The following is a 25,636-nucleotide window of genomic DNA, read 5'->3' as shown; positions in this document are numbered from 1 at the left end:
AGCCGATGTGTACTTTATTAAGTAGTTCACCAAGGACCAAAAGGAACAAATGCTGTTAGGGAAAGTGGTGGGGACATGTGTCGCCACCCGAAAAGACGAAAAGCTTCAGGGTATGACAATGCTCGTGGTTCAACAAATCGATGCTAGCGGTAAAAACGCTGGCGGAGTGATTGTTGCCATTGATTCTGTAGGAGCTGGTGTTGGTGAAACAGTTTTGTTCGCCACAGGTAGCTCAGCTCGACAAACTCAAACTACGCAAAATAAACCAGTAGATGCCGTCATCATGGCCATCGTGGACACCATTGATGTCAACTCTTGATCAAGAGCAAATTAACGTTCTTGTGAAGCGTGTACTTTCACGCATGGGTGAGGTTGAACAAAAAGAATCTCCAGTTGCTGGTTCACGAGGCATTTTCAGCGACGTCAATCGCGCAGTTGAAGCAGCACAAACAGCTTTTCCTGTTTGGTCAGCACTGAGACTTGATCATCGTAAACGAATAATTGATAAATTACGGTGTCGCCTTCGTGAATGTTTACAATGGATGGCAGCTGAGGCTGTGAGCGAAACTGGTCTTGGCCGCGTTGAAGATAAAGTTAAAAAAAATCTTTTAGTAATAGATAAAACTCCTGGCCCTGAAATTTTAAATCCTGAAGTTTTCACAGGCGATGATGGCCTAGCACTTATGGAATATGCCCCATTTGGAGTTTTAGGAAGCATCACACCCACAACAAATTCTACGGAAACAATTATCAATAATGGTATCAGTATCATTTCAGCTGGTAACACTGTCGTATTTAACCCACATCCTTCAGCTAAAAAAGTCTGTGCAAAAGTTGTCGATGTGATGAATCAAGTCATTGTGCAAAACGGTGGGCCAGATAATTGCATCACAGTATTACGTGAACCAACAATTGATTCTGCAAAAGAACTTATGCGCCACCCCGGTATTAGATTACTTGTTGTCACGGGTGGTCCCGGTGTTGTGAAAGAGGCTATGAGTTCTGGCAAAAAAGTTATTGGAGCAGGCCCTGGTAACCCACCAGTAGTTGTCGATGAAACAGCTGATCTTGCAAAAGCTGCGCGGGATATTATCGCTGGTGCAAGTCTTGATAATAATATTGTCTGTATCGTTGAAAAAGAAATTATTGTGGTTGACGCTGTTGCAGATGAGTTAGCTAAACTTTTAAAAACTTTTGGCGCTTATCAATTATCGGCTGAGCAAACGCGTAGACTTGAAAAAGTAGTTGTTGATGGAAAATACCCGGCAAAAAAATTCGTAGGCAAAAACGCAGGTGTTATTTTAAAAGAAATTGGAGTTCCAGCTGGTGATGAACTAAGGCTTATCTTTGCTGATGTTTCTGAGAATCATCCTTTTGTACAGTTAGAACTATTAATGCCCGTTGTTGGTTTTGTTCGTGCACCCAATGTACACGCGGCAATTGATATGGCAAAACGTGTTGAGCATGGCTACGGTCACACGGCTGTTATGCATTCTCGTCACATCGATCATCTTCACAAAATGGCAAAAGTGATCAATACAAGTATCTTTGTTAAAAATGCTCCTAGTTATGCTGGCCTTGGAATGGGTGGTGAAGGTTATACTTCATTTACAATTGCTTCACCCACAGGAGAAGGCATGACAACGGCTCGTAATTTTAGTCGCGTACGTCGTTGCACACTTAAAGATCATTTTAGGATTGTATGATATTTGGCCCAGCCATTGCGTCTTTTGAAATCTCAAGCATTGCGCGGGGATATTTCCTTTTAGACAAACTTGTTAAAAAAGCACCTGTACGAATTCTTGAAGCAGCTGCCGTGAGCCCAGGTAAGTTTTTTATTTTAATCAATGGTGATGAAGCAAGTGTTGAAGAAAGCAGAAAAGAGTTACTGGAGTTAGCTGCAAATCAAATTATTGATGAAGTGTATATTCCATATTTGCATCCTGAAGTTTTACCGGGAATGTATTCTCAAAATCGATTTCCTGTTTTAGAAAGCATTGGTATTGTTGAAACCGCAGCGGTGAGCTCGGGGTTAATCAGTGCAGATCGTGCTTGTAAAGCAGCCGATGTTCATTTGATTGATTTTAGAATGGCTAGAGGAATTGGTGGAAAAGCATATTACTTTGTTACTGGCACATTAGAAAATGTACAAGCCAGTGTGGCAGATGGAATATCGTCGATAGCTGATAAAGGTACACTCATTCGTACAGAGATTATTGCGAGTCCTCACGAGGATTTTTTAAAGTATTTTAATATTGAACCAGTCTCATAAAACATATGTCGTTGAGTCCAAGTTCAATTATAAGTTTAAGGTGTGACTTATGCATTTAGGAAAAATTTTAGGCACAGTAGTTTGCTCACAAAAAGATCCAAGTCTCTTGGGTGTTAAACTTTTATTAATGCAACCCCTTGATGATCAATTAAATCCTGTGGGTGGAACCATCGTTACGGCTGACCCCGTTGGTGCTCGTCATGGTGATACAGTGATGTGGGTTGCAAGTCGTGAAGCAAGCCTTGCTTTAGATAATAAATTTGCACCAGTTGATGCAGCTGTTGTAGGTTTGGTTGATCGCATGGGCGATAGGTCATTTGAATTATGATTTTAGCAAAAGTTTTAGAGTCAGTTGTCAGCACACAAAAAAACCCACACTTTGAAGGGAAAACTATTTTTTCCGTTCAACCACTCAATGAAGGTCTCAAGCCTCACGGCTCAGCTTACTTAGCGTTTGATCATGTGCAATCAGGCCCCGGCGATATTGTGCTCATTTGTCGTGAAGGTAATGGTTGTCGGCAAATGTGGGGTAACGATCAAGCGCCAGTCAATGCAGTGATTGCGGCGATTGTTGATCATATCGAGTTGGAATAATTTAAAAGTAGCGAGTGTCCATTATCCGGACATTTTTCTTAATTAGTCGATTAAATCAATCTAGGCATAGGCACTCATTTGCACAACGAAGATGCAAAGGAGGGTTTTGTGGAAAAAAATCAAATTCATATTGAGATCAGTCAGAAAATATTTTTCATTCGTGGACATAAGGTCATGCTGGATTCGGATTTGGCATTACTTTATGAGGTTAAGACCAAAAATCTGAACAAGGCCGTACGCCGAAATATCATCAGATTTCCTGAAGATTTTATGTTCCAAGTTACTGAAAAGGAAGGGGAATTTTTGAGGTTCCAAATTGGAACCTCAAAAATTCGAGCTACTGATGATGAAAGAGGCGGTCGTCGTTACAGACCCTTAGTATTTACAGAACAAGGTGTTGCTATGCTTTCAAGTGTACTTAAAAGTGAAAAAGCCGCTCTCGTGAATATTGAAATCATGAGAACTTTTGTAAGACTTCGACAACTTCTTTTATCAAACAAAGAACTTTCAGAAAGATTGGACGAATTAGAGAAAAAATATGACTCTCAATTTAAGGCGGTTTTTTGAAGCTATTAGACTGCTTATGCAACCACTCAACCCACCTCGTCGGCCAATTGGGATTTAAGAAATCTTTGAACCTGTCATTAATACGAAAGTCCTGTACTTGATCTAATTAATCGCAATTAGAAGTCGAGTTTTACGGCCCTTCTGTGCGTGCGCCACAACCTTTGATACAATTAAACCATGTGTCTAAAGCATAAGTTTAAATCCAGTGAATCTGGCCAAACTCTCATCGAGTACATCTTCTTGCTCTCTATTGTTATAATTGTTTTGCTTGGCGCTGTTTATCGTTTCAACACGGGCTTTGCTGATTTCGCAGATAAATTTTTTGGTGATGAAAATAGCTACATTGCTTGTCTAATTAAAGAAGGGCTCTTGCCCGGTGACACTGGCGGGCAATGCCCAAAGCCTAAACTTACATTTGAAGCAGGAAAAAAACTTCCCACAAATACCTCAGGTGTTGGTGGCACATCGATTAATCCTACAAATCCAAATAGTGCAACGGGTTCAAAAAATGCCAAGAGTCCCGCGCAATCTTCTTCAGGTGCGGGTGGTGCAGGACGTGCTAATGAAAAATCAAGTAATATTCCAGCCGGAAAATTTGCGGGCAACAACGGAAAATATATTGGTGATAGTGGTGCTGGTGAATCAGGTGAAGGTTCAAATCAAAAAGCCACGGGCACTGGCGGGGTTGCTTCGCGAGGTGGCGGTGGCTCCGGCAGCAGTGGCGGAGGCTCTAATCAGCAAGATTTAAAAACTCGCTATGTTCCGTTTAATAAAGGCGATAATATTTCTGCCAATAAAGGCAATGATTCAATTCCACTTAATGAGCGAGATAAAAAAACGTTGCGAGAAATTTCAGCAGAAAAACAACAGAAGACAGCTAAGGATATCGAAGTAGAACTAACTTTCGGAAATATTTTTCGCTATCTACTTATCGCAGCACTTATTTTTGCAATTATCTTTTTTGTGGGTTCTCAACTCTTGGCAATTAGTAGGGGTAATAAGCGATGATGGCACTTGAATTAAGAGCAATGTACCGTGGCCTTTTGAGTAAGTTTGATTTTGATGGTGTGGCTGCGGATCTTATGCAAAAAATTATCGCTGGTAGTGAAAAAGCTGATGATTATGAAGAGATCTTAAAAAAAGATAAATTTTTTACTACAGTGATTTGTTCACGAGCATCAGCAAATATGAAAGCTTCTGTCGTTTCTAGTTTAGGCCATGGAGTTGTTGTTGTTGGGCAAACAAACGTGCGCAACATGGTATTAGGGCATTCAATCATGCGTATGTTTTCTGAGAACGCAGATGCAGAATATGTAAGTCTTGAAGAATCAGGAAAGCATCTTAAATACGCCTTAAAAGCCGAAGAGCATGCGAAAAAATGTAATAATGAATATGCTGGGCTCGCATTTGCTGCGGGCTACATATTTGATGTCTTCACTTATTGGATAAATAGTGAACTTCGATTTAAAGAAACTCTAGAACCATATTTAGAATCGATATGGAAACACGGAATTCGCACCGCTACATTGGCTTGGGCATTGGCGACTCATGAACGCGTTTTTATTTCACATAGAAAAATTGTATTCGCCGCAGGACTATTACATGACATTGGAAAATTGGCCACATCAATACATGTGTTTAGAGAGTATGCCCCGCTCATTATAAGAATGCGCGATGAAAAAGATTCTCATAAGACCAACGATGCCTACGAGGCTCGAATTGAGCGTGAATATTTTGATTTATCTCATATGGAAGTAGGTTCAGCACTTGTGTTTCAAACTAAGTTTTTAAGAGATCTTGAAACAGATATTGATTTTCACCACGATAGTACACTTTTAAAAACACGGAATCCTGATGCATTCTTGGGTGTCGCAATTTTAAACATTGCAGATCGTCTCGCATGGACAATGGAGCGTAATGCCTCTTTTGGGCAAGAAGAGTTGCAAGAAATACTTAAACCCCATGCAGCATATTTTCCTCTCAAATCAGCTGACGTCATGGAGCTTTTCGCTAAAGTTCGTGGCAAAGGTCAACTTCTCTAAATCCGCATTATTTTACAGTAAAGAATTCACGGTCACTAACCAGATGAAATATTCTGTATGTCTAACTATTAGGTTGAATGAAACCCAGGGGGGTGTAATAAGCGTGAACATGGGGAATGTTTTCGAGTTAAATCGAAAGAGGGTGTTTACAATTGGGGACGCGCGGGAATTACTGCCCGTGGTTCGTCGTGTTACCGAAGAAGCCAACAATCGAATCAAAGGTTTGCTATCACTGCTTGAAGCTGTGCGCGATCGAGATCCTGTAAAAACAAAGGAACTCGAAGAGAAAATCAGCAAGCACGTTGAAGAATGGCAAACAAAAATTGCTAAGCTCGGCGCTGAAGGCAAGGGTTTGTGGTTGGTGGATTTCGATTGTGGAACCGGATATTACTGTTGGAAATTTCCAGAAGAAAAACTGGAACACTTTCACAGTTATACAGAAGGGTTTCAAGCGCGGATACGAATCACGCCAGAGATTTATGGCGCCAAGCATGAACCTTCTCTCGAGCATTAGTTAAATTTGAATTCAGGGATCGTTATGAAATTTAGACTTTTGATGGTCTTTGTTCTATTGCTCTTTGCTTCATTGGGTTTAGCTCAAGATATGACTTTTAAAAGTCATGGAAGAGTCGTTAAAACCCTTGGTGCTAGCGAGTTAGAAAAAATATCACCAGCGCAAACGATTCTCGTGTGGGATCCAACTTCTGAAAAAGAAATTTCTTATCGTGCTCATTCGGTAGAAGCTGTTTTTCAATCTGTTTTCGGTAATGCTTGGAAAAATTCAGAAGAAATACTTTTTACTTGTATTGACGGATATCGCCCCTCGATTCCAACTTCTCGATTCATACAACACAAAGCCTTTATCGCAGTGGCGCGAACAGATAATAAAAATTTTGATCTCATGAAGATTAATAAAAAAATTGAATTAGGTCCGTATTATTTAATTTGGGAAAATAGTAAGTACCCAGAACTTAAAGTGGGTGATGGTCCAAGCTGGCCCTACCAATTAGCGGCTGTTGATCTCACAACGTTTAATGAGACGTTTCCAAAAATTGCACCTCCGAAAAATTCTTCACCCGCTGTGAAAAGGGGTTTTCTGGCGTTTAGAAAAAACTGTCTTCCATGTCATTCCATAAATGGTAATGGCGGAAAAGAAGCGCCAGAATTAAATTATCCAGTTAACATTACGCAGTATTATAAAGAGACCTGGCTTAAAAAATGGATAAGTGACCCAAAAAGTATTCGTTTCCGCACACCCATGCCTCCATTTCCAGAGGTTTCGGGGAGAGATAAAATCATTAATGACATCATTAGTTATTTAAAAGCTATTAGAGCAAATAAACACAAACCTGATTAATTTGATCTGGCTATTATCTATACCAAAACTGGCTTGTTTTGATGCAGTTTTCAGGGCCTAGTCTAATTAAGATGTCACAAGTTGATATTTATTCTTATCAAGATTTTCGTAACTACCTAAAGGACTATTACAAAGTTCGTCGTAGCACTGATCGTAAATTCTCAATTCGATTTTTTGCGCGCATAGCAGGCTTGCGCTCACAAAATTATCTCAAAGTGGTGATGGATGGTAGTCGTAGTCTTACAAACCGCAATGTTCCAAAATTCATAAAAGGTTTAGGTCTTGATCATGCGCGGGCAGAGTACTTTGAAGCACTTGTGCATTTAAATCAATCTCGAGATAATGTCGAGTATCGTAAATATTTAAATCGCGTATTACATTTGCAAAAGAAAAAATCAGCCCTAACACTAGATAGTGCGCAACATGAATTCTTCACAACTTGGTATCACATAGTTATTTTTGAAATGCTTTGCCAAGATAATTTCGTAGAAGATCCTGCACTTATTAGCCGTCGACTTAAGGGGCTAGTAACTCCAAGTCAGGTGCACGAAAGTTTAGAGTTGATGGAGAAAATCGGAATCATCAAGCGTCATGATAAAAAACTCATGCCCATCGCTGCTCAAATCGCAGCACCTGAAAATGTTTCAGTTAAAGAGTTTCGTAAATTTCATGATTCTTTTATTGAACAAGCCTCCCAAGCCCTTCACTTTGATAAACCGGAAGATCGTGAAATACGCACCCTCACGATCGCTTTAACGCCAACACAATTGCCACAGTTTAAGTTAAAGCTAAAAGACTTTCTTAGAGAGATGAACGCTTATTTTTCACATGGTAATGGTACGAGTGTTTATCAACTCAATTTGCAGTTTTTTAAGCTGACAAAGGGTGATGCTGAGAGTTAAATTTGAGCCATGAGAATTGCACTGGCGCAAATAAACCCAACTTTGGGTGATTTTAAAAGCAATGCTGATAAAATTATTGAATTCATTAAGCGCGCTCATGAAAAAAGGGCACATGTAGTTGTTTTTTCTGAAATGGTTCTTTTTGGCTACCCAGCCACTGATTGTATTGAAAATGCCGATGTTGTAGCCAAACAAGAAGTTCAACTTCAGCGAATCATCAAAAATATCCCTTTAAAAATCACCGCTGTATTTGGAGCGGTAATTAAAAATAAATCAAAAATGGGTAAACCCTTTAGCAATGTTGCAGTCATTGCACGTAAGGGTAAAAAACTTAAGTTTTTTGCAAAACAACTTTTACCCACATACGATGTGTTTGATGAGACAAGATTTTTTGAACCTGGCGATGATACCGGCATAATCAAAATTGAAGGTATTGGAAAATTAGCCATCAGCGTATGTGAAGATATGTGGACTGATTTTCCTGGTGGGCCAGTATCTTATTATAAAAATGATCCCATGAAAAAAATAAAGGATGTAGATCTTATTATTAATATTTCTGCCAGCCCCTTTTCAAAAAACAAAATGCAAAAAAGATTAGAGACAGCGCGCAAACATGTCAGAAAAATAAAAGCTCCTTTTGTGTATGTTAATCAGGTGGGTGGGCAAGATGAGCTCATTTTTGACGGCCGCAGTTTTATTTTAGATGAAAAAGGTAAAGAAATAGTAAGAGCTGCTTCATGTGAAGAAGATCTTGTCATGGTCGATTTAGCTTCAAAGCGCTTTGAGCATCGGCCTCAAGATGAATCGCCAATAGAAATAATGCGAAAAGCACTTGTGCTTGGTATTCGTGATTTTATTAATAAAACAGGTCAGAAAAAAATTCATCTCGGTCTTTCAGGCGGAATTGATTCAGCCCTTGCCGCAGCATTGGCAATTGATGCCGTGGGGCCGGGTAATGTCACCGGAATTTTATTACCAGGCCCTTACAGCAGCAAGGGTAGCATCGACGATTCTTTGACCTTGGCTAAAAATTTAAAAATTAAAACTGAGACGATAAGCATTGTTTCTATGTATGAGACTTCGAAACAAACAATGAAATATTTTTCTGGAGATCAAGCTGCTCGAACAGCTTTTGATCAAAATCTCCAAGCAAGACTTCGATGTGTTGTATTGATGGCTTATTCAAATGTGCAATCGAGTATGCTTTTGGGAACATCAAATAAAAGTGAGATCGCTTCAGGCTATTCAACGCTTTACGGTGATTTAATTGGGGGGCTGAATCCGTTGGGTGATCTTTTAAAAGCTGAAGTATATGCTTTAGCAAAGCATTATAATTTAGGGCGAGAAATTATTCCAAAAGAAATTTTAGATAAAGCACCTTCGGCTGAACTTGCTCCAGATCAGCATGATCAAGAATCACTTCCTCCTTATGATGAACTTGATAAGGCAGTTGTAAAATTAGTGGAGCTTAAAAAATCACCTTCAAATAAAACGGAAAATTGGCTAGCTGATAAATTAATTAGTAATGAATTCAAGCGATGGCAATCTCCGCCAATATTACGTGTATCAGAACATGCCTTTGGTCGCGGCCGTCGAAAGCCAATTGCATTCAAAAACAATTAAGTAGTAATTATTTAAGACAAAAATCCCATGAGATCTAGTTGACGATAACTTTTGAGCACTTGTGGAAATCGTACGGGTTGCCCGCTTGAAAGGTTAATTAGATTTTCTAAAACCACAGGTTGACCTTGGGCAAAAATTCTTCCGAGCATTATTGCAAAAAGATTTCCGCAATAACGAGCATCAGCTTCAGCCCTGTGATAAGCCCCCTCTACTGGAATTTGTAAATGAGCCACAAGGGTTCCTAGTTTATAATTGGCGCTGCCTTGAATTACTTTTCGAGCCATTGCACAACTATCAAGAATAAGCCCTTTTGGAGCATTGGTTTCAAATTTTTGAATATCAGCTTTTAAAAATTCGGTATCAAAAGGTGCATTGTGGGCAACCATAGGATCACTAGCGCAAAAGGTCGAAAATTCTTCTAATACTTTATCTATGAGTGGTTGATCTTTAACCATTTCATCTGTGATGCCGTGGATGCGTGCTGCCTCAGGTGGAATGCGCACTTTTGGATTAACTAAACTGGCATAAGATTCAACAGGTTTTCCATTAACAAAACGAACAGCTGCGACTTCAACGATTTGATCGACATGGGGTAAAAAGCCAGTTGTTTCAATATCAAAGGCTACAAATTGCATGATTTTATTTTATTCCCCAAAACAGATAATAATTAACAAGTAGTTACTGAATACTTTAGAATCTACGAATGGTCAAAAAGAAAAAAAACGCCCCTAAAGGGGACAAACTCATGACATTTATGCCTCTGAAGCGCCACTGTTGGTTTTCGGGCATGCCCAGCATTCTCGAGGTGGCTATCGCAAACGACATTCCACTAAATCACTCCTGCGGCGGGATGGGTAGCTGTACGACTTGTCGTGTATTTATTGAAAAAGGGCTCGAAAAACTTGCCCCGCCTAATGGGGTTGAAAAAGAACATATTATAATGCGTGATTGGAAGCCCGATGAACGGTTGGGTTGTCAGGCTACTGCAGAGGATGGTTTGGTTGTCGTTATTCCGTCATTCAACTCTGATGGCATTTGAAAAAATCCATGTGTACCAAGTTTTGCCATCAGGCAATGGGAGTGTGGGGATAACTCGCACTGTGACGCGATATGCTCCCGCTTGATCAGCCGTATATTCTAAGCGGTGAGAGTTTGAGATGCCAACTTTAACCCCGTTTCGGTATAAAATAATCTCGTGAGGAAGTTCAATCTGGCGGCCTAAATCTACGACAAAACGAATCGGACCATTACTTCTTGAAACAGTAGAGCCTGGTAACCACTCTTGTCTTCGTTGTTGCCCGATAAAATAAAACCCAGTTGGATCACCGATAATATCTACGCTGAAATAAAAATTACCTTGAGCAAGGGCTGACATTATTTTTGTGCGGTCACTTTTGTATGACCCGGTTAATTCACTTTTTAAAAGTAAATGATTTTTCATCAAGCTAAACGATTGTGTGTAACTAGGAAATTTAAACGATTCGTTGGGCCATGGAATAGCGTTGGCTGTGGCGTCGCTTCCGCCGACACCTACAAATGAGCGTGTTTTTAATATTTCATCCCAAGCGGATAATTCTTTTTCGGGGTCATTGAAAAGTCTTAAGTAACTTAGATCTGGGTTAAAGGGTAAAATTAGAATGCTCCAAAGAATTGATAATTTATTACTTACAATCTCATCTCTCCAGAGACTATCAAGATTTATAACTTCCATGCCTGTGAGCCCGGAGTCATTTAAATTTCCCCAGGTATGCTGAGGTAAATTAGGATGTGAAGCAATGAGAAAACCCTGACTAGAGGGTCTTGGTTTTTGATGGAGGAGATCGTTAAAAATAATTTGTGCTTGCCCTAAACCTTTAAAAGATTCTGTTTCTGGCAGATCATAGGCTAATAGGTGACCGCCCAAATAGCTAAACTCACCAGCCCAAATAACAGCGACATCATCTTTGTAACCTTCTACAAACTCAGGTTTTTGACCGACGTTAAGATCAGTTAAAATTAAGAAGTCACAATTTGCTAAGCTTGCAGCTTGTGCAATTTCATCGATTGTACCACTGCCTGTACTGAGTTTGGAGTGCACATGAGTAACACCTGAGTAATCATAATATTTTAACTTAGAAACAGAACTCAAAGATGAAATTAAAGGAAAAGTAACTTGTGAACTAATAAATGTAAGTGTTGTATAAAAAATCACGAATAAAAATAAAACAAAAAATACCCAGCGTTTCATTTTGGAATGATTTCAAAGACGACAAGATTACTTGGTAACAGTGTCGGATTTTGTAAGGTGTAATTTTTTTCGATGATCTCGGGCAATTTATCATCTGCTTTTAAAATCACATATCCTTTTTGTGAAGGTAGTGATTCTGGTAAAAAATCATAAACATCCAATCGATCAATACCTTTTATTTTAAAAGCTTCATCTTCGGCGGGGCGGTAATAAGAGTGAAATGCCGCCATTTGATAACTACGTGTATACAGTGGTCGTAAGTTTTTAACCGCCTGTATGTCGGGGGTCCATTCACGAGTAATTTCTGTGTGGTCTTTGTCTTTTCTGATGGGAAGCCAAGGGTGTACAGTGTGAGTAATAATTAATATGCAAAAAACCCCTGCGATACCCAGGCTCATTTTTACCCATTTTGTCCAACGTTCTCTTTCTGCAGTATAATCAAAAACCATCGCATAAAATGCAAGTAGGCTCGGATACCCACACACGGGCCAATTGGCTTCGACCCGTGCACGAAATGATGTCATGAAAAAAAATGCAAATGGAATTATCGCAAAAACAAATAAAAGTTTTTGTTTGTCCCAACGTTTGCGAAGTGACGAATAGGCGACAAAAAATAAAAGTGGATTAATCATCGCAAATTGAGTGCTCAGATATTCAACGGGCATTTTCCATTGAATGGCAGTGCTCTCAAGGCCGTGCTTGGCTTGAAATAAAAATGAAGCAAAATCATTTTGATAATTCCAAATTAGGACAGGCGAAAAAGTTATGATCGAAACAATTCCTGCTAGCCAAATTCCAGGTTTTTTAAGCTCATGAGCTTTGTTATCCCAAAACATCCACGCAAGCATGCATGGAACAAATAAAACCATGACGTACTTTGAAAGCATCCCAAGCCCTACGATTACTCCGAGAAGCAGCCATCTTGAAACGGTGGGCTTATCAAATATCCAAAGTAGTGCTAACATTCCTAAGCTCCAAAAAAATGTTAATGGAACGTCGGGTGTGATGACAAATCCACCAAGTCCGGTAAGTGGGCCAAGTAGAAGAGAGATCATCCAAAAAATTTGTGCACGTTCAGAAAAACCGAGCCTTCGTAACATAAAAATCCAGGGAATATAGCCAAGATGAATGAGTATTACTCCGGGCCAGCGAATACCGACGGCGGTTTTCCAGAGAGGTTGAGCTACTGTCATGATCCATGAGATAAAGGGCGGATGATCAAAATAACTTAAGGCAAGATGACGTGACCATGCGAAGTAATATGCTTCATCAGGTGTAATTGGGATAATTGGCAGCAAAATAGTTTTGATAGCAAGTGCAAGCCACCAAATTTGCCATAACGTCATTTTCCAAAAACCATTGTTTTTGGCTGACCTAGATTTCCTGGAACACCTAATTCGCGACCATTATGGATAATGCTAATTGCCCCACCATTTTCGATGCTGAGTGTGATCTTGCGTTTTGCTTTGAATGTTTGAATTTGATCGGCATTCATGCTGACTTCCTTTGCCGCTGCACCGTCGACATTGATTTTCACGGTGACCATATCAAGTGCTTCAACAATAATTTCTTGGGGAACGGCTACTTCAGCGGGTGATGCAGACGCTGCTGGAGTTGCCGATGGTGAAGCTGATGGTGAGGCCGATGGACTTGCTGATGGTGAAGGCTTAGGTGTTGGAGTTGCTTTGGGTGAAGGTGATGGCGACGATATCGGTGACGGTGATAGCACAGCTGATGGTGATGGCGAACTAATAGCCACGACAGTTGGTGCCGATGATTCCGTCACACTTGCGCCTGGTGAAGCTGCGGCTTCGACGCCGGGACTTGTGTTTGCTGACGGTGCCGATGAAATATTAAGTGGCGCATCGCTGCCGGTAATTGCTTGAACTTCGCCCGAACGCATTTCTTCTTCGCGTTGATTAAGCACTCTTTGTATGGCGATAATTCCAATAATAGTTAAAACGATTGCAACAATTGCTAAAATATTTCGCCCACTGCCAGGTAAGTTTTTTTCAATATCTTCTGCTGTTTCTCGTTGCTTTGTTGCTGCTGAGCTTGGACAAGATAAATTATTTGATTGGGAAGTTACGGGTTTTGTGGTCTTCATTGATGACTGAAAAAGTGCAAGTATGTCAGTAACATCGAGACCTAAATATTTTGCATATGACTGAATGAATCCGCGAATAAATGGTTTTGCGGGAAGTTTACTAAGATCTCCATCTTCAATAGCTTGTAATATCTTGAAACCAATTTTTGTTGCTACTGAAACTTCTTCAAGAGAAATTTTAAGTGACTCGCGTTTGTCTTTAAGAAGTTGTCCTATGTCTTTCATGTAATCTTCCTATTGAATAATTTTAAGCATTGATTTTGCCTTACCTGAATATTCACTATCTGGGTAAAGCTTAACCACTTCTTCTAAACGAGCCTTAGCTTTTTCTCTTTGCCCTAATTTATAATAACAAAGTCCTGTGTAGTAATGGGCTTCGTCGTAATTATTGTTGCAGAGTTTAAGTGCATTTTCAAACGCGTCGGCAGCAGCTTCATATTTTTGAAGCTGAAAGAGCGCTTGTCCATAATAATTATGCCCTGGGCAAAATCGATTGTTAGCTTCCATGGCTTTTTTGAAGCTTTGTAGTGCATGGTTTGTGTCGTTTTTTTTCAGATGCGCTAGCCCCAAATTAACATAGGCTTTTTCTGGCGTTGGGTAAGTGAGATCTTTTGTAACTGTGTTTAACTCAAGAATTGCGGCATCATAGCGTGTGAGTTCAATATAAACACGTCCAAGATTATTTCTCGCATCACTGTACTTGGGGTTAAGTTGTAAGGCTTTGTTCATGTGTGTGAGCGCTAACTCGTATTCTTTGCGTACAAAATAAGCCAAGCCCAAATTGTTTTGAATAACCGGATCTTCAGGGTCAAGTTTCTCTGCTTCGAGTAGTACTTTAAGTGCTTGGGGGTAGTGGCCCTTCATCAAATGGCTGGTTCCAATTTTTAAATGCAACTGAGCTTGTTCTTTACGAAGTGAACTAGAGGAACAGCTGATCAATCCCATGAAGAGAAGTGCGAGAAGAAGCTTTTTAATCATCATTAATTGCTAGCAAACGGACTCAATAAAAACAAGTGAATTTCAATACTTGAATTATTTTTGAAGCACCGCTGTAGCGACTAATTCCACATGAAAAGTCTGAGGGAACATATCAAAGGGTTGAATGCTGATGAGTTTGTAGGGGGCAGTTTGCTTAAGGCGAGCCCAATCACGAGCAAAAGTGGTGGGGTTACAACTCACATACACAATTTTTGGTGCCGCTAATTTTGCCAAAGATGTCCATATGCGTTCATCGGCTCCGACGCGGGGCGGGTCTATGAGAATCACTTCGAATTTTCGATTTTGAGAGGCTAATTTCGTCACTCCTAAAGTGCAATCTTCTGGAGAAAAAAATGCGCTTTGGCTTGCTGTTTCGCGAGCTGCTTGAATGGCTGACCGATTGTTATCGATTCCGTGAATGCGCCATCCTTTTTTGTTTAAGGGTAGGGAGAAATTGCCATTTCCACAGTAAAGATCCAAGAGATTGCCCGCGAAGCTATTATCGGTGGCGATTTGACCAGGTGTTCCTAAAAGATCGGCAACATATTTGAGCATTTGTTCATTTTGCTGAGTGTTTACTTGAGAAAACCCCGATTCTTCGCCATGTGCATGATTGAGTGAGCGAATGACTGCATTTTTCTGAGATAAAAATACTTCAATCTTGTCTGTTTTTTCTGATGGAGTATTGATGCGTTCATTTTTAATTTTTGCCAATTCTTCGTTAAGTTTTTCATCGATGATAAGGCATTTTTCAAATTCGATTATATTGTGAGATTTTTTTTGATAAAACCCCACGGTTTTTCCCTCGGCACGAAATTGTGCGCGGTTTCGGTAATGAAATTCTTGAGGTGAGGGGATAATCGGTAAAATTTCAATATCGCTTTCGTGAGCAATGCGATTGAGCGCATGTTCAACGATGAGTTGTTTTTGTTTTAATTGTTCTTGATAGGTCACATGCTGCCATTGACAGCCCCCGCATTTCATAAAAACGGGGCATGGGGGATTTACTCGAGAACTCGATGGCGCCTCGATAGATATTAGTTCTGCTTCAGCGTAGCTTTTTTTGTGATTGAGTATACGCACGCGCGCGACATCGCCGGGTGCCGTGTAGGGTGTGAAAATAACAAAATTATTATAGCGGCCCACACCGCTTCCTCCGTATGAGAGAGAAGCGATGGGCACTGTGATTTCTGAATTTTTATCGAGCGTTGACAAGTTCGTTTGGTTCAAAGAAAAAAGCAATTTCGCGCTTAGCGCTTGCGAGACTATCAGAGCCATGAACGGTATTCTCACCCATGCTATCACCTAGATCACGTCGAATGGTGCCGGGATCAGCTTTTTTAGGATCAGTTGCGCCCATGATTTTGCGATTTTTTTCAACGGCGTTTTCACCTTGAAGAACCATTAATAGAACCGGGCCAGAAGTCATAAATTGTACAAGTTCACCAAAGAAGGGGCGTTCTTTATGTTCTGCGTAGAAACCCTCTGCTTTTGCGCGATCAAGGTGTGCTAGTTTTGCCGCAGCAATTGTTAGACCGCTTGATTCGAAACGATCAATGACTTTGCCAATAACGTTTTTTTTCACACCATTGGGCTTAATAATACTGAAAGTTTGTTCCATTTTATAACTCCTTAAAAGCTGACCACTGGGGCCAGACACTTGCGATAATGATTTTGAATCACTTTCTCCCATAGAAGGTGGCTTTTGGGCAAGAATTTCTGTCATAGACACCCCAAATCCACTCTATTAATAATAAGAAATGCTCTTTAATTCATATGTCTTCATTTTTGTATTTTTGCCCATCACTTTGCTTGGGTATTACCTGATTAAAAACCCAAGGGCGCAGCTATTTTTTCTATTCCTATCGAGTGTTGTCTTTTATGCCTATTGGAGTACTAAGTACGTTTTTTTGCTTTTATTCACAGTAATTCTTGATTTTTATTTAGCGAAGAAAATTTTTAATACAAAAGAATTAAAAATCAAAAAAAGACTTTTAATAGTTTCACTTGTAACTAATTTTTCAGTACTTGGGTTTTTTAAATATTATAATTTTTTTGCTGGAACACTTAATGAAGTACTAGATGTGTTAACGGGCGCAAGCACGGTACTTCCAACGTTGGCGCTTGTATTGCCCATTGGAATTTCTTTTTATACATTTCAGTCACTTTCATATGTTATCGATGTTTATCGAGGAACCTCCACAGCACATGCAAGGTTACTTTCATTTGCAAGTTATGTGACTTTATTCCCTCATCAAATTTCTGGGCCCCTTGTAAGGCACAATCAAATTGTTCCGCAGCTTGAAGATAGTAAAACTTATAATTTCACTGCTGATAATTTTTGGAGAGGTTGCGCATTTTTTATTCTCGGCTTGTCTAAAAAAATTCTTATCGCAGATCTTTTGGCTCTCATTGTTTCACCACTTGTAACTAATATGTCATCGGCTTCAAACACGGAGGCCGTTTTGGCTATGCTTGGTTACACAATGCAACTTTACTTTGATTTCAGTGGTTATTCAGACATGGCCGTGGGTTTGGGTTTGATGATGAATATTCAGTTTCCTCAAAATTTTAATTCACCATATAAAGCACGTTCGATAACTGAATTCTGGCAAAGATGGCATATTACTTTGTCTTCATGGTTAAAAGATTATCTCTACGTCTCGTTGGGTGGTAATCGCTTTGGGAAATTACTGACGTATAGAAATCTTTTAATCACCATGGCAATTGGTGGAATGTGGCATGGTGCAAATTGGACATTTTTTGCCTGGGGTCTTTTTCACGGAATTATATTGTGCACAGAAAGATTTTTTAAAGATCGAAACTGGAATCTTTTAAATAACAACACAGTAAAATGGATGTTTACTTTTTTGCTCGTGAATTTAGGTTGGATATTCTTTCGTGCCCCTGATTTTTCAACGGCATTTTTATGGTTACAAAAAGTATTTTTGCTTAATGGCGATCTCACTTGGGATGTTTTATCTCTCCCCGAAAGACATAAAGATCGATTTTTTATCGCCTTAGCATTGTCTGTGTTGTTGGCATTTTTTAGTAAAAATACGTGGGAGATAAATCTTAAACCCTCGCGAGTTACTGCTTTGGTATTGGGATTATTATTTGCTGTTTGTTTGATGTATATGGGCGATGAATCGCCGTTTCTTTACTTTCAGTTTTGAGGATTAAAATGAATCCAAAAACAGCACTTTTTATATCAGCGTCTGTGACATTAGTAATTTTATTGGTCATTGCTGTGTTTAACTACCGTGTTGATCCGATGTGCTATTACAATTGTGAAAAACTCGATTTAACAAAACGTACGCGTAATCATTTTTATCAGATTGGCCAAAAAGTATTAGCACACCCTGATGCTGAAATTGCAATTTTAGGATCATCTAGAGGGCAAACCACTCCACTTAAATGGATTGAGAAGCGTGAAAAATTAAAAGTTATTAACCTCTCAATGGGCGCTTCAGAATTGTCTGCTAAAATTGCTTTTCTCAATATTGCTTTAGAAAAACTAAAACTTAAAAAAGTGATTTGGTATGCTGATTATTTTGAACTCATAACAGATGTCGCTGATGCAAAAATTAAAAACACGCCCGCACTACGTGCGTATCTTGAAGAAGGTTTTGGCGAATCAAATTTGTCTGCTAAATTTAGTCAATATTTGGGGCTCATTGATCATAATACGCTTGAGGCATCTTTTTACGCACTTAATAATTCTGATCAGTACGAACTAGATCGAGGAAGTGGCTGGCACCTTGATGATGAACTTTGTGATAGTGATGAATACATAGGTGAAAAAACACCCCATGAACTTCAAAAAGAAACAGGAATCACATACGATACATATTCTCGGAATGTTTTAAAAAAACAACAATCACCTCAAGCGTGGTCAGCTTTTGTTAAAAAATTAAATGCCTTAAGTGAAATGGGTATTGAGGTGTTAGTCTTAATTCCGCCTTATTATCCACAATTCACAATCAGACTGACAAAAGATTTCCCAGAAGTTATAGAACGCCATGGCCAATGGATTGAAAAACTTAAAGCTCTTAAAATTTCAAATGTAAAAGTTTTAGATTTTTTCTCTGGTATTCCAAATGATGATAAATCAGTTAGGTATTGGAACGACGGAGTTCACTTCACCTGCAAAGGTGCCATTGAAATGCTTAAATCAGGAATTTAATGTGAGTATTTCAGAATCCATTGATGCTTTAGAAATAGCAAAGCGTCTAGGGTGACCTTCTTCATCATCTAAGAAGCGTACTTCTTTAACCGCTTTAAAAATATTTTTTACTGAACCTTTAACCTTAATAAATAAAACGCCCGAAGGTATTTTTGAAGTGTCGTTTTCATCAGGAACAAAATTGTATGATAAAACTTCAAGATTAAAAACTTGAGTTTTCCAGAGATCATTATTGGTTTTAATTTCAAAAAAATGTTCACGAAAATCTTTGGCATCATGAAGGCCATGAAGACATGGAACTTCAAGAATAACTGTGAGCTCAACATTTTTCTTGGGATTTTTATCAATGGTGCGACGCAAGTTTTCGCTAATGCTTGCGGTCCAATCAAATATGTTTAAGTTCGTCATATCCACGCCCACCTTAGAGTTTACGCCTGCTTTATAGCACGCCCGCAGCGACCTTGAACCACTTTAATTGCATAATTAGTACCAGCTGAAAAGCCGTCCTGAGAGCAATGTGACAAGAAAATACATGAGAATTATTAAGGGGTTGTAAGTACGCTTGGGGGCAGGTCTAGGTTAAGCCTGGCCACGATTTAGACAACTATGACCTACTTGAGGTCACTCTTTATAAAGTCAGAATAAAGTCAGAAATCATCGCCCTATGGAGTTAGGCATCTAATAGAAGCCTAACTCCATAGGTGTAATCTTGTGGTACTCGTTTTCACTTTGTATTTCGATTCAAATAGAAGTCAGAAACTATTACTTTCGGTAGCAACATATTACCCAGCCCAATCTAACTTGAGCTTCTTCTTTTTTTGCACACAATCCAAAAGATACATATCGATAAGTTTTTGATAAGGAATTGCTGTTTCTTCGCTCATCTTTTTGAAATAATCAATAACCGTAGGACTCAAATTAATGCCAACACCAATCTTCTTGCCTTTAAGAGGATTAGCTGCTTCTTTCATTTTTGAAAAATTATATTCCTTCTTCATAATATAGCCTCTCTTTTTTTGTTGCTCTACGAGCGGACACAATTCTCACGATCTCAGTGGCGTTACAATAAACATGGATTACAACAAGTAATCTGTTCTCAGCCCCATAACCAATAACGATATATCTATCTTCATGGTCTGAGTGGTCTTTATCTAAAAAGAAGCGGTGATAAGGATCACCGAATACATGGGTCGCCTCTTCAAACCAAACTCCACGTTTCCGGCGATTTGATTTATTCTTCTTTTCATCCCATTCAAATCTTACTAACGTAACCACTCCTTGATATCTATACAATATATAGATTTGTTCTATATGTAAGGGTGATTTTCGTCACCTCGACGAGAAGTTACACATTCGTAGATCCATTTGGTTTCGAATCAAATATCGATCAGAAATTATTTAGATAACTGATTTTAAAGTAGAGCCGAGTTCAGCGGGGCTGCGGGCGATTTTACAGCCGGCACTTTGAAGAGCTGCGAATTTTTCTTCAGCTGTTCCTTTGCCGCCACTAATAATTGCTCCTGCGTGACCCATGCGTTTGCCGGCGGGTGCGGTTGAACCTGCAATGAAGCAAACAACGGGTTTTTTCATGTTTGATTTAATCCATTGAGCGGCTTCTTCTTCAGCTGAACCGCCGATTTCACCAATCATGATTACGGCATCTGTTCCTGGGTCAGCGGCAAATTGTTCAAGGACATCAATAAAATTTGTGCCGTTCACGGGGTCTCCACCGATGCCAACGCATGTGCTTTGGCCAATACCAAGTTTAGTAAGTTGACCCACGGCTTCGTAGGTCAAAGTACCTGAGCGTGAAAGGACGCCAATGCGACCTGCCAAATGAATGTGCCCGGGCATAATTCCGATTTTGCATTCTCCTGGAGTAATAACTCCGGGGCAGTTGGGGCCAACAAGGCGCGTTTTTCTGCCTTGCATGAAGCGCTTTACTTTAATCATGTCATTAACGGGTATGCCTTCAGTAATGCACACGACGAGTTCTAATTTTGCGTCAACAGCTTCCATAATCGCGTCAGCTGCAAATGGTGGTGGAACATAAATCACACTAGCGTTTGCGCCTGTTTTTAAAACAGCGTCACCAACAGTATCAAACACTGGCAAGCCTTCATGTGTGGTGCCACCCTTACCTGGAGTTACGCCCCCAACCATTTTTGTTCCGTATTCAATTGCTTGTTTTGTGTGAAACGTTCCTTGGCTACCTGTGAGGCCTTGGCATATTACTTTTGTATTTTTATTTATAAAGATACTCATGACTTGCCTCCACTGGCTTTTGCGGCAGCAACAACTTTTTTTGCTGCATCACCCATTCCATCTGCAGATTCGATTTTGAGGCCTGAGTTTTTTAAAATTTCTTTGCCCTTTTCGGCATTGGTACCCTCAAGTCGAACTACCAGCGGAACTTTAAGACCAACTTCTTTTGCTGCGGCGATAACCCCATCAGCAATGATGTCGCATTTCATGATTCCACCAAAGATATTAACTAAAATCGCTTTTACGTTTGGATCAGACAGAATAATTTTAAAAGCAGCTGTAACTTTTGTTTTATCTGCACCGCCACCGACGTCGAGAAAATTTGCAGGTTCGCCACCAGCAAGTTTAATAATATCCATGGTAGCCATCGCAAGGCCTGCGCCATTTACTAAGCAACCAATGTTGCCGTCGAGACTGATATAGCTTAATCCAAACTTGCTTGCTTCAATCTCATTTGGGTTTTCTTCGGTGAGATCACGAAGCTCTAAAATGTCGGGGTGTCGAAATAATGCGTTGTCATCGAAATTAAGTTTGGCATCGAGAGCCATAATGTCTTTGTCTTCAGTTTCAATTAACGGATTTATTTCAGCGATTGAACAGTCAAACTTCACAAATGCTTCGTAAAGAGCTGAGAAAAATTTCACAGCCTTATTGATGGCCTCAGGGTGTATTCCAATTTGAAATGCTAATTTTCGAGCTTGATACGCCCCTAAACCAACTGTGGGATCAATAATTTCTTTAAAAATCTTATCGGGATGCTCTTCAGCAACTTTTTCGATTTCAACGCCACCTTCAGAAGAGGCCATCATAACTATTCTTGAAGACACACGATCAACAACGCAGCCAACGTAATATTCTTTTTTAATTTTACAGCCTTCTTCTACAAGAACTTTTAAAACTTTTTTACCTTCAGGGCCAGTTTGATGAGTAATGAGTTGCATTCCTAAGAGTTGAGCCGCAGCAGCTTCAACTTCAGCAATTGATTTCACAACTTTTACGCCGCCGCCTTTGCCTCGACCCCCAGCATGAATTTGAGCTTTGACGACCCAAACATTTCCACCGATTGCTTTTGCATTTGCGATGGCTTCGTCTACTGTAAAAGCCACTTTGCCTTGAGGGGTTTTAACACCCATGCGCGAAAGAAGTACTTTTGCTTGATACTCATGAATATTCATTGGGTTCCTTTGTTGCTGCTTTAAAGTCTCAACATGAATGTTTGAATTATAATTTCAAAGCCGTAACGAGTTCTTGAACTGCAGCGATACTCTTGTTGAGTCCTGCACGTTCTTCATCGTTAAGTTTTACTTCAATTACTTTTTCCATACCCTCAGCGCCTAGTTTTGCTAATACGCCAATAAATAAACCATTTACACCGTACTCACCTTCAAGATGAACAGCGCATGGTAATATTCTTTTTTGATCCTTGATAATACTTTCAGCCATTTGAACTGCACTTGCAGAGGGTGCGTAGTAAGCACTTCCTGTTTTCAGTAAATTTACGATTTCTGCTCCGCCGTTACGTGTGCGAGTGAGAAGTGCATCGAGTTTTTCTTTAGAAAGCATTTCAGTAAGAGGAACTCCACCGACAGAACAGTGACGTGGCATCGGGACCATCGTATCGCCGTGTCCGCCAAGTACAAACGCTTGAACGTCTTTAACACTTACATTTAGTTCTTCAGCGATGAATGAACGAAACCGTGCTCCATCGAGAACCCCTGCCATACCGATAATGCGACTACGAGGAAAGCCTGAAACTTTTTTTGCTACAAAGGCCATCGCATCTAGTGGGTTTGATACAACGATGATTGTACAATTGGGAGAGTACTTTACGATTCCCTCAGTGCATTCTTTTACGATTTTTGAATTTGTGGCGAGAAGATCGTCGCGGCTCATTCCGGGCTTGCGAGGAATTCCGGCTGTTAAAATAACAACATCTGAATTTGCAGTGTCTTTATAATCACTAGTGCCAATCACTCGTGAGTCAAACTGCTCAACAGGTGAAGCTTCAAAAAGATCAAGTGCTTTGCCTTTTGCAACACCTTCGTTGATATCAATGAGTACAACGTCGCCTAATTCTTTTGCTGCTGCCCAATGTGCCGCGGTTGATCCGACGAATCCAGCTCCTACAACAGTGATTTTTGCTCTTTTATTTGCCATGTTTTGGCTCCCTTACATTTGTTTGATAATTTCAGATGCGAATTCAGAACACTTCAATAGTTTTGCTCCGGGCATAAGACGTTCGAGATCATACGTAACTGTCTTATTAGCTATGGCTCGGGTCAAACCTTTTTCAATTAAAACTGCAGCCTCACTCCAACCTAGGTATTGAAGCATCATCACAGCACTTAAAATAACTGAACCTGGGTTTACTTTATCAAGCCCTGCATATTTTGGTGCTGTTCCGTGAGTTGCTTCAAAAACTGCGTAACCATCTCCAATATTGCCGCCAGGAGCTATTCCTAAACCACCAACTTGTGCAGCCAGTGCGTCACTTAAGTAATCACCGTTTAGGTTTGACGTTACAATAATACTGTATTCATCGGGTCTCAACAAAGCTTGTTGAAACATATTATCTGCAATGCGGTCTTTAATAACAATTGCACCTGCGGGTGCTCGGCCTTGAAATTTTTCTGTGACTTCATTTTCAGTTACCGTGACGGCTCCGAATTCATCGTGGGCCACTTGATAACACCAGTCTTTAAAAGCTCCTTCGGTGTATTTCATTATATTGCCTTTATGAACCAAAGTAACGCTGGGGAGTTTATGTTCCATTGCGTACTTAAGGGCTTTACGCATTAACCGCTTAGAACCAAACTCACTCATGGGTTTGATTCCCACAGCTGAGAAATCTCGAATATCTTTTTTCATTTCGCGTATGAGTGCAATTAAACGATTTGCCTCTGGCGAACCTGCGGGCCATTCAATGCCTGCGTAAACGTCTTCAGTGTTTTCTCTAAAAATAGTCATATGAACTTTTTCAGGAGCAACTACTGGTGATGGAACACCTGGGTACCATTTAATGGGTCTTACACAAGCGTAGAGATCAAGATCTTTTCTCATAGCAACATTGAGTGAGCGCATTCCACCGCCAACGGGTGTTGAGAGCGGGCCTTTGATTGCTACAACGAATTCTTTAATGGCTTCTAATGTTTCAGCTGGAAAATAATTTCCGTTATAAATTTCTTTGGCCTTATCGCCGGCATAAACTTCACACCATTCGATTTTCTTTTTTCCGCTATAAGCTTTCTCGATAGCGGCATCGACGACTTTCACGGATGCCTTCCAGATATCGGGGCCCGTGCCATCACCTTCAATGAAGCAAATAATGGGATTGTTTGGGACTTCAATCTTTCCATCTGCTAAATTTTTGATTTTTTGGCCTGTGGTTGGAATTTTGATTTTTTCATATGTTGACATGGAAATCCTCGCGGTAAAAAGCTCACTGAACTCTCGTAAATGTATCGGCGTTTAGTCCGGAAAGGTTAGTTACAATTACGTGACGTTATGTGGCAACAAAATACTGTTATGCGCCTCGCGTTATTTTTGTAAACACATTGCATACCAAGCCTTATCGAATAACTATAAGTGAAATGATTAAAATGCAAAATGTCAGTGTATCCTTTTCTCAAAATGATGAACTCTTGTGCAACGTAAATCTTGCGGTGCGCCGCGGTGAAACTTTTGTCGTCATTGGCCCGAGTGGTGAGGGAAAGTCAGTTTTAATTAAAACGGTCGCGGGGCTTATTACGCCTCAAACTGGTCAAGTTTTACTTGATGGAAATGATCTGCAAAAAGTTTCACGAACACAACGTGCACAAATCACTCAGCGTATGGGCATGCTTTTTCAAAAAAATGCACTCTTTGATTCATTCACAGTGGGTGACAATCTAGCGTTTCCTTTAAGAGAAACTACAAAGTTAAATGAATCAGAAATTCAAGAGAAGGTAAAAAAGTTTTTAGAGGCAGTTGGTTTAAGTTCATCAATTGATCTTTACCCTGATGAAATATCGGGCGGAATGCAAAAGCGAGTAGGCATTGCACGTGCGCTTATTTTAAACCCAGAAATTATTTTGTATGACGACCCAACAGCGGGCCTTGATCCGATAACGAGTAAACTTATTATTGAGCTTATAATTAAATTAAATAAAGAATTTGGAACCACAGTTATAGCCATAACAAATGATATGAACCGCGCTTTTCAAATGGCTGATCGAATAGGAATTTTACTCGATAAAACTTTATTTATCACAGGTACAGTTGAAGAAACAAAACATCATAAAAATCCGCGTGTGCAAAAATTTATTCGAGGCGAGCTTGATGAGCCCTCTGGTTTAGGTGTTGTTCATGGCGCTTGAAATTAAAAAACTACTAAAACAATTTGGTTCAAGGCGAGTACTCGATGAAATTGATTTAAAGGTTTCACAAGGCGAAATACTTTTTGTATTGGGAAAATCAGGTACGGGTAAATCAGTTTTACTTAAAAACATTGTTGGTCTTTTAAGGCCTGATGGTGGTG

At 39.8% G+C, this 25,636-nt stretch carries 31 protein-coding genes; 17 read left to right on the top strand and 14 right to left on the bottom strand.

Going from position 1 to position 25,636, the window contains the following annotated elements:
* The first annotated feature begins 49 nt into the window (after positions 1-49).
* The 12 genes from SGI74_03075 (at position 50) to SGI74_03020 (ending at position 9,357) form a co-directional block, all read left to right on the top strand.
* Positions 50-319 (top strand): EutN/CcmL family microcompartment protein, encoded by a 270-nt coding sequence (locus SGI74_03075; GenBank protein ID MDZ4676468.1) that lies wholly within the window; start codon positions 50-52, stop codon positions 317-319.
* Positions 273-1,706, top strand: coding sequence for an aldehyde dehydrogenase family protein (locus tag SGI74_03070; protein MDZ4676467.1), 1,434 nt, complete (start codon positions 273-275; stop codon positions 1,704-1,706). The genes SGI74_03075 and SGI74_03070 overlap by 47 nt, the downstream gene beginning before the upstream one ends.
* A complete protein-coding gene (locus tag SGI74_03065; GenBank protein MDZ4676466.1) occupies positions 1,703-2,272 on the top strand; it encodes a BMC domain-containing protein in 570 nt (189 codons plus the stop codon). Before SGI74_03070 ends, SGI74_03065 begins: the two co-directional genes overlap by 4 nt.
* Before the next feature lie 49 nt (positions 2,273-2,321).
* The gene (locus tag SGI74_03060) at positions 2,322-2,600 is read left to right on the top strand and encodes a EutN/CcmL family microcompartment protein (protein ID MDZ4676465.1); all 279 of its coding nucleotides are present in this window, start codon (positions 2,322-2,324) and stop codon (positions 2,598-2,600) included.
* Positions 2,597-2,866: a EutN/CcmL family microcompartment protein gene (locus tag SGI74_03055; GenBank protein MDZ4676464.1), complete on the top strand. Its 270-nt coding sequence runs from the start codon at positions 2,597-2,599 to the stop codon at positions 2,864-2,866. The genes SGI74_03060 and SGI74_03055 overlap by 4 nt, the downstream gene beginning before the upstream one ends.
* A 108-nt stretch (positions 2,867-2,974) precedes the next feature.
* The gene (locus SGI74_03050) at positions 2,975-3,433 is read left to right on the top strand and encodes an ORF6N domain-containing protein (protein MDZ4676463.1); all 459 of its coding nucleotides are present in this window, start codon (positions 2,975-2,977) and stop codon (positions 3,431-3,433) included.
* 177 nt (positions 3,434-3,610) lie between these two features.
* A complete protein-coding gene (locus SGI74_03045) occupies positions 3,611-4,441 on the top strand; it encodes a hypothetical protein (protein MDZ4676462.1) in 831 nt (276 codons plus the stop codon).
* Entirely contained in the window at positions 4,438-5,475 is a 1,038-nt protein-coding gene (locus SGI74_03040; protein MDZ4676461.1) for an HDOD domain-containing protein, read from the top strand. The genes SGI74_03045 and SGI74_03040 overlap by 4 nt, the downstream gene beginning before the upstream one ends.
* A gap of 109 nt (positions 5,476-5,584) precedes the next feature.
* A complete protein-coding gene (locus SGI74_03035; GenBank protein ID MDZ4676460.1) occupies positions 5,585-5,989 on the top strand; it encodes a DUF2203 family protein in 405 nt (134 codons plus the stop codon).
* 24 nt (positions 5,990-6,013) lie between these two features.
* Entirely contained in the window at positions 6,014-6,832 is an 819-nt protein-coding gene (locus SGI74_03030) for a cytochrome c (GenBank protein ID MDZ4676459.1), read from the top strand.
* 41 nt (positions 6,833-6,873) lie between these two features.
* Complete coding sequence (locus SGI74_03025; protein MDZ4676458.1) at positions 6,874-7,734, top strand: TIGR02147 family protein; 861 nt, start codon at positions 6,874-6,876, stop codon at positions 7,732-7,734.
* 9 nt (positions 7,735-7,743) lie between these two features.
* Positions 7,744-9,357, top strand: a complete 1,614-nt coding sequence (locus SGI74_03020) for an NAD+ synthase (GenBank protein ID MDZ4676457.1) — start codon at positions 7,744-7,746, stop codon at positions 9,355-9,357.
* A gap of 11 nt (positions 9,358-9,368) precedes the next feature.
* Here SGI74_03020 and SGI74_03015 read toward each other — a convergent pair whose 3' ends face one another.
* Positions 9,369-9,992 (bottom strand): 3'-5' exonuclease, encoded by a 624-nt coding sequence (locus tag SGI74_03015; protein ID MDZ4676456.1) that lies wholly within the window; start codon positions 9,990-9,992, stop codon positions 9,369-9,371.
* A 110-nt stretch (positions 9,993-10,102) separates the two neighbouring features.
* Between SGI74_03015 and SGI74_03010 the strand changes: the two genes are divergently transcribed.
* Positions 10,103-10,396: a 2Fe-2S iron-sulfur cluster-binding protein gene (locus SGI74_03010; GenBank protein ID MDZ4676455.1), complete on the top strand. Its 294-nt coding sequence runs from the start codon at positions 10,103-10,105 to the stop codon at positions 10,394-10,396.
* Here SGI74_03010 and SGI74_03005 read toward each other — a convergent pair.
* From SGI74_03005 to ndk, 6 genes are read right to left on the bottom strand one after another with little or no spacing between them, the layout of a single operon-like run.
* Positions 10,373-11,584 (bottom strand): hypothetical protein, encoded by a 1,212-nt coding sequence (locus SGI74_03005; protein MDZ4676454.1) that lies wholly within the window; start codon positions 11,582-11,584, stop codon positions 10,373-10,375. The two genes, SGI74_03010 and SGI74_03005, sit on opposite strands and share 24 nt — an antisense overlap.
* Positions 11,581-12,930 carry a glycosyltransferase family 39 protein gene (locus SGI74_03000; GenBank protein ID MDZ4676453.1) on the bottom strand — a complete coding sequence of 450 codons (1,350 nt, stop codon included), beginning with the start codon at positions 12,928-12,930 and terminating at the stop codon, positions 11,581-11,583. The genes SGI74_03005 and SGI74_03000 overlap by 4 nt, the downstream gene beginning before the upstream one ends.
* A complete protein-coding gene (locus SGI74_02995) occupies positions 12,927-13,916 on the bottom strand; it encodes a helix-turn-helix domain-containing protein (GenBank protein MDZ4676452.1) in 990 nt (329 codons plus the stop codon). Before SGI74_02995 ends, SGI74_03000 begins: the two co-directional genes overlap by 4 nt.
* Before the next feature lie 9 nt (positions 13,917-13,925).
* On the bottom strand, positions 13,926-14,669 hold the full coding sequence (locus SGI74_02990) for a tetratricopeptide repeat protein (protein MDZ4676451.1): 744 nt from the start codon (positions 14,667-14,669) through the stop codon (positions 13,926-13,928).
* Between the two features lie 54 nt (positions 14,670-14,723).
* The gene (locus tag SGI74_02985) at positions 14,724-15,884 is read right to left on the bottom strand and encodes a class I SAM-dependent RNA methyltransferase (GenBank protein ID MDZ4676450.1); all 1,161 of its coding nucleotides are present in this window, start codon (positions 15,882-15,884) and stop codon (positions 14,724-14,726) included.
* Entirely contained in the window at positions 15,868-16,290 is a 423-nt protein-coding gene (gene ndk, locus SGI74_02980; GenBank protein ID MDZ4676449.1) for a nucleoside-diphosphate kinase, read from the bottom strand. The genes SGI74_02985 and ndk overlap by 17 nt, the downstream gene beginning before the upstream one ends.
* Positions 16,291-16,579: 289 nt before the next feature.
* On the opposite strand from ndk, the gene SGI74_02975 reads away from it, so the two are divergent.
* Both SGI74_02975 and SGI74_02970 read left to right on the top strand, forming a co-directional pair.
* Entirely contained in the window at positions 16,580-17,845 is a 1,266-nt protein-coding gene (locus SGI74_02975) for an MBOAT family O-acyltransferase (GenBank protein ID MDZ4676448.1), read from the top strand.
* 8 nt (positions 17,846-17,853) lie between these two features.
* Positions 17,854-18,855 (top strand): hypothetical protein, encoded by a 1,002-nt coding sequence (locus SGI74_02970; protein MDZ4676447.1) that lies wholly within the window; start codon positions 17,854-17,856, stop codon positions 18,853-18,855.
* Here the strand turns inward: SGI74_02970 and SGI74_02965 are convergent.
* From SGI74_02965 to icd, 7 genes are all read right to left on the bottom strand, one after another.
* Complete coding sequence (locus tag SGI74_02965; protein MDZ4676446.1) at positions 18,844-19,263, bottom strand: hypothetical protein; 420 nt, start codon at positions 19,261-19,263, stop codon at positions 18,844-18,846. The genes SGI74_02970 and SGI74_02965 overlap by 12 nt on opposite strands.
* A gap of 374 nt (positions 19,264-19,637) precedes the next feature.
* A complete protein-coding gene (locus SGI74_02960; protein ID MDZ4676445.1) occupies positions 19,638-19,853 on the bottom strand; it encodes an antitoxin in 216 nt (71 codons plus the stop codon).
* On the bottom strand, positions 19,837-20,130 hold the full coding sequence (locus SGI74_02955; protein MDZ4676444.1) for a BrnT family toxin: 294 nt from the start codon (positions 20,128-20,130) through the stop codon (positions 19,837-19,839). The genes SGI74_02960 and SGI74_02955 overlap by 17 nt, the downstream gene beginning before the upstream one ends.
* A gap of 123 nt (positions 20,131-20,253) precedes the next feature.
* Positions 20,254-21,120, bottom strand: a complete 867-nt coding sequence (sucD, locus tag SGI74_02950) for a succinate--CoA ligase subunit alpha (GenBank protein MDZ4676443.1) — start codon at positions 21,118-21,120, stop codon at positions 20,254-20,256.
* Entirely contained in the window at positions 21,117-22,295 is a 1,179-nt protein-coding gene (gene sucC / locus SGI74_02945; GenBank protein MDZ4676442.1) for an ADP-forming succinate--CoA ligase subunit beta, read from the bottom strand. The genes sucD and sucC overlap by 4 nt, the downstream gene beginning before the upstream one ends.
* Positions 22,296-22,341: 46 nt before the next feature.
* Positions 22,342-23,277: a malate dehydrogenase gene (gene mdh / locus SGI74_02940; protein MDZ4676441.1), complete on the bottom strand. Its 936-nt coding sequence runs from the start codon at positions 23,275-23,277 to the stop codon at positions 22,342-22,344.
* A 12-nt stretch (positions 23,278-23,289) separates the two neighbouring features.
* Positions 23,290-24,537, bottom strand: coding sequence for an isocitrate dehydrogenase (NADP(+)) (icd, locus tag SGI74_02935; GenBank protein MDZ4676440.1), 1,248 nt, complete (start codon positions 24,535-24,537; stop codon positions 23,290-23,292).
* 173 nt (positions 24,538-24,710) lie between these two features.
* On the opposite strand from icd, the gene SGI74_02930 reads away from it, so the two are divergent.
* Positions 24,711-25,475: an ABC transporter ATP-binding protein gene (locus tag SGI74_02930; protein ID MDZ4676439.1), complete on the top strand. Its 765-nt coding sequence runs from the start codon at positions 24,711-24,713 to the stop codon at positions 25,473-25,475.
* On the top strand, positions 25,465-25,636 hold a 172-nt coding region (locus SGI74_02925; protein ID MDZ4676438.1), incomplete at its 3' end, for an ATP-binding cassette domain-containing protein. The genes SGI74_02930 and SGI74_02925, both read left to right, overlap by 11 nt.

The sequence above is a fragment of the Oligoflexia bacterium genome (assembly GCA_034439615.1).
Classification (GTDB): domain Bacteria; phylum Bdellovibrionota; class Bdellovibrionia; order JABDDW01; family JABDDW01; genus JAWXAT01.
The sequence above is the reverse complement of the archived record's forward strand: the minus strand, read 5'-3'. Positions and strand labels throughout refer to the sequence as shown.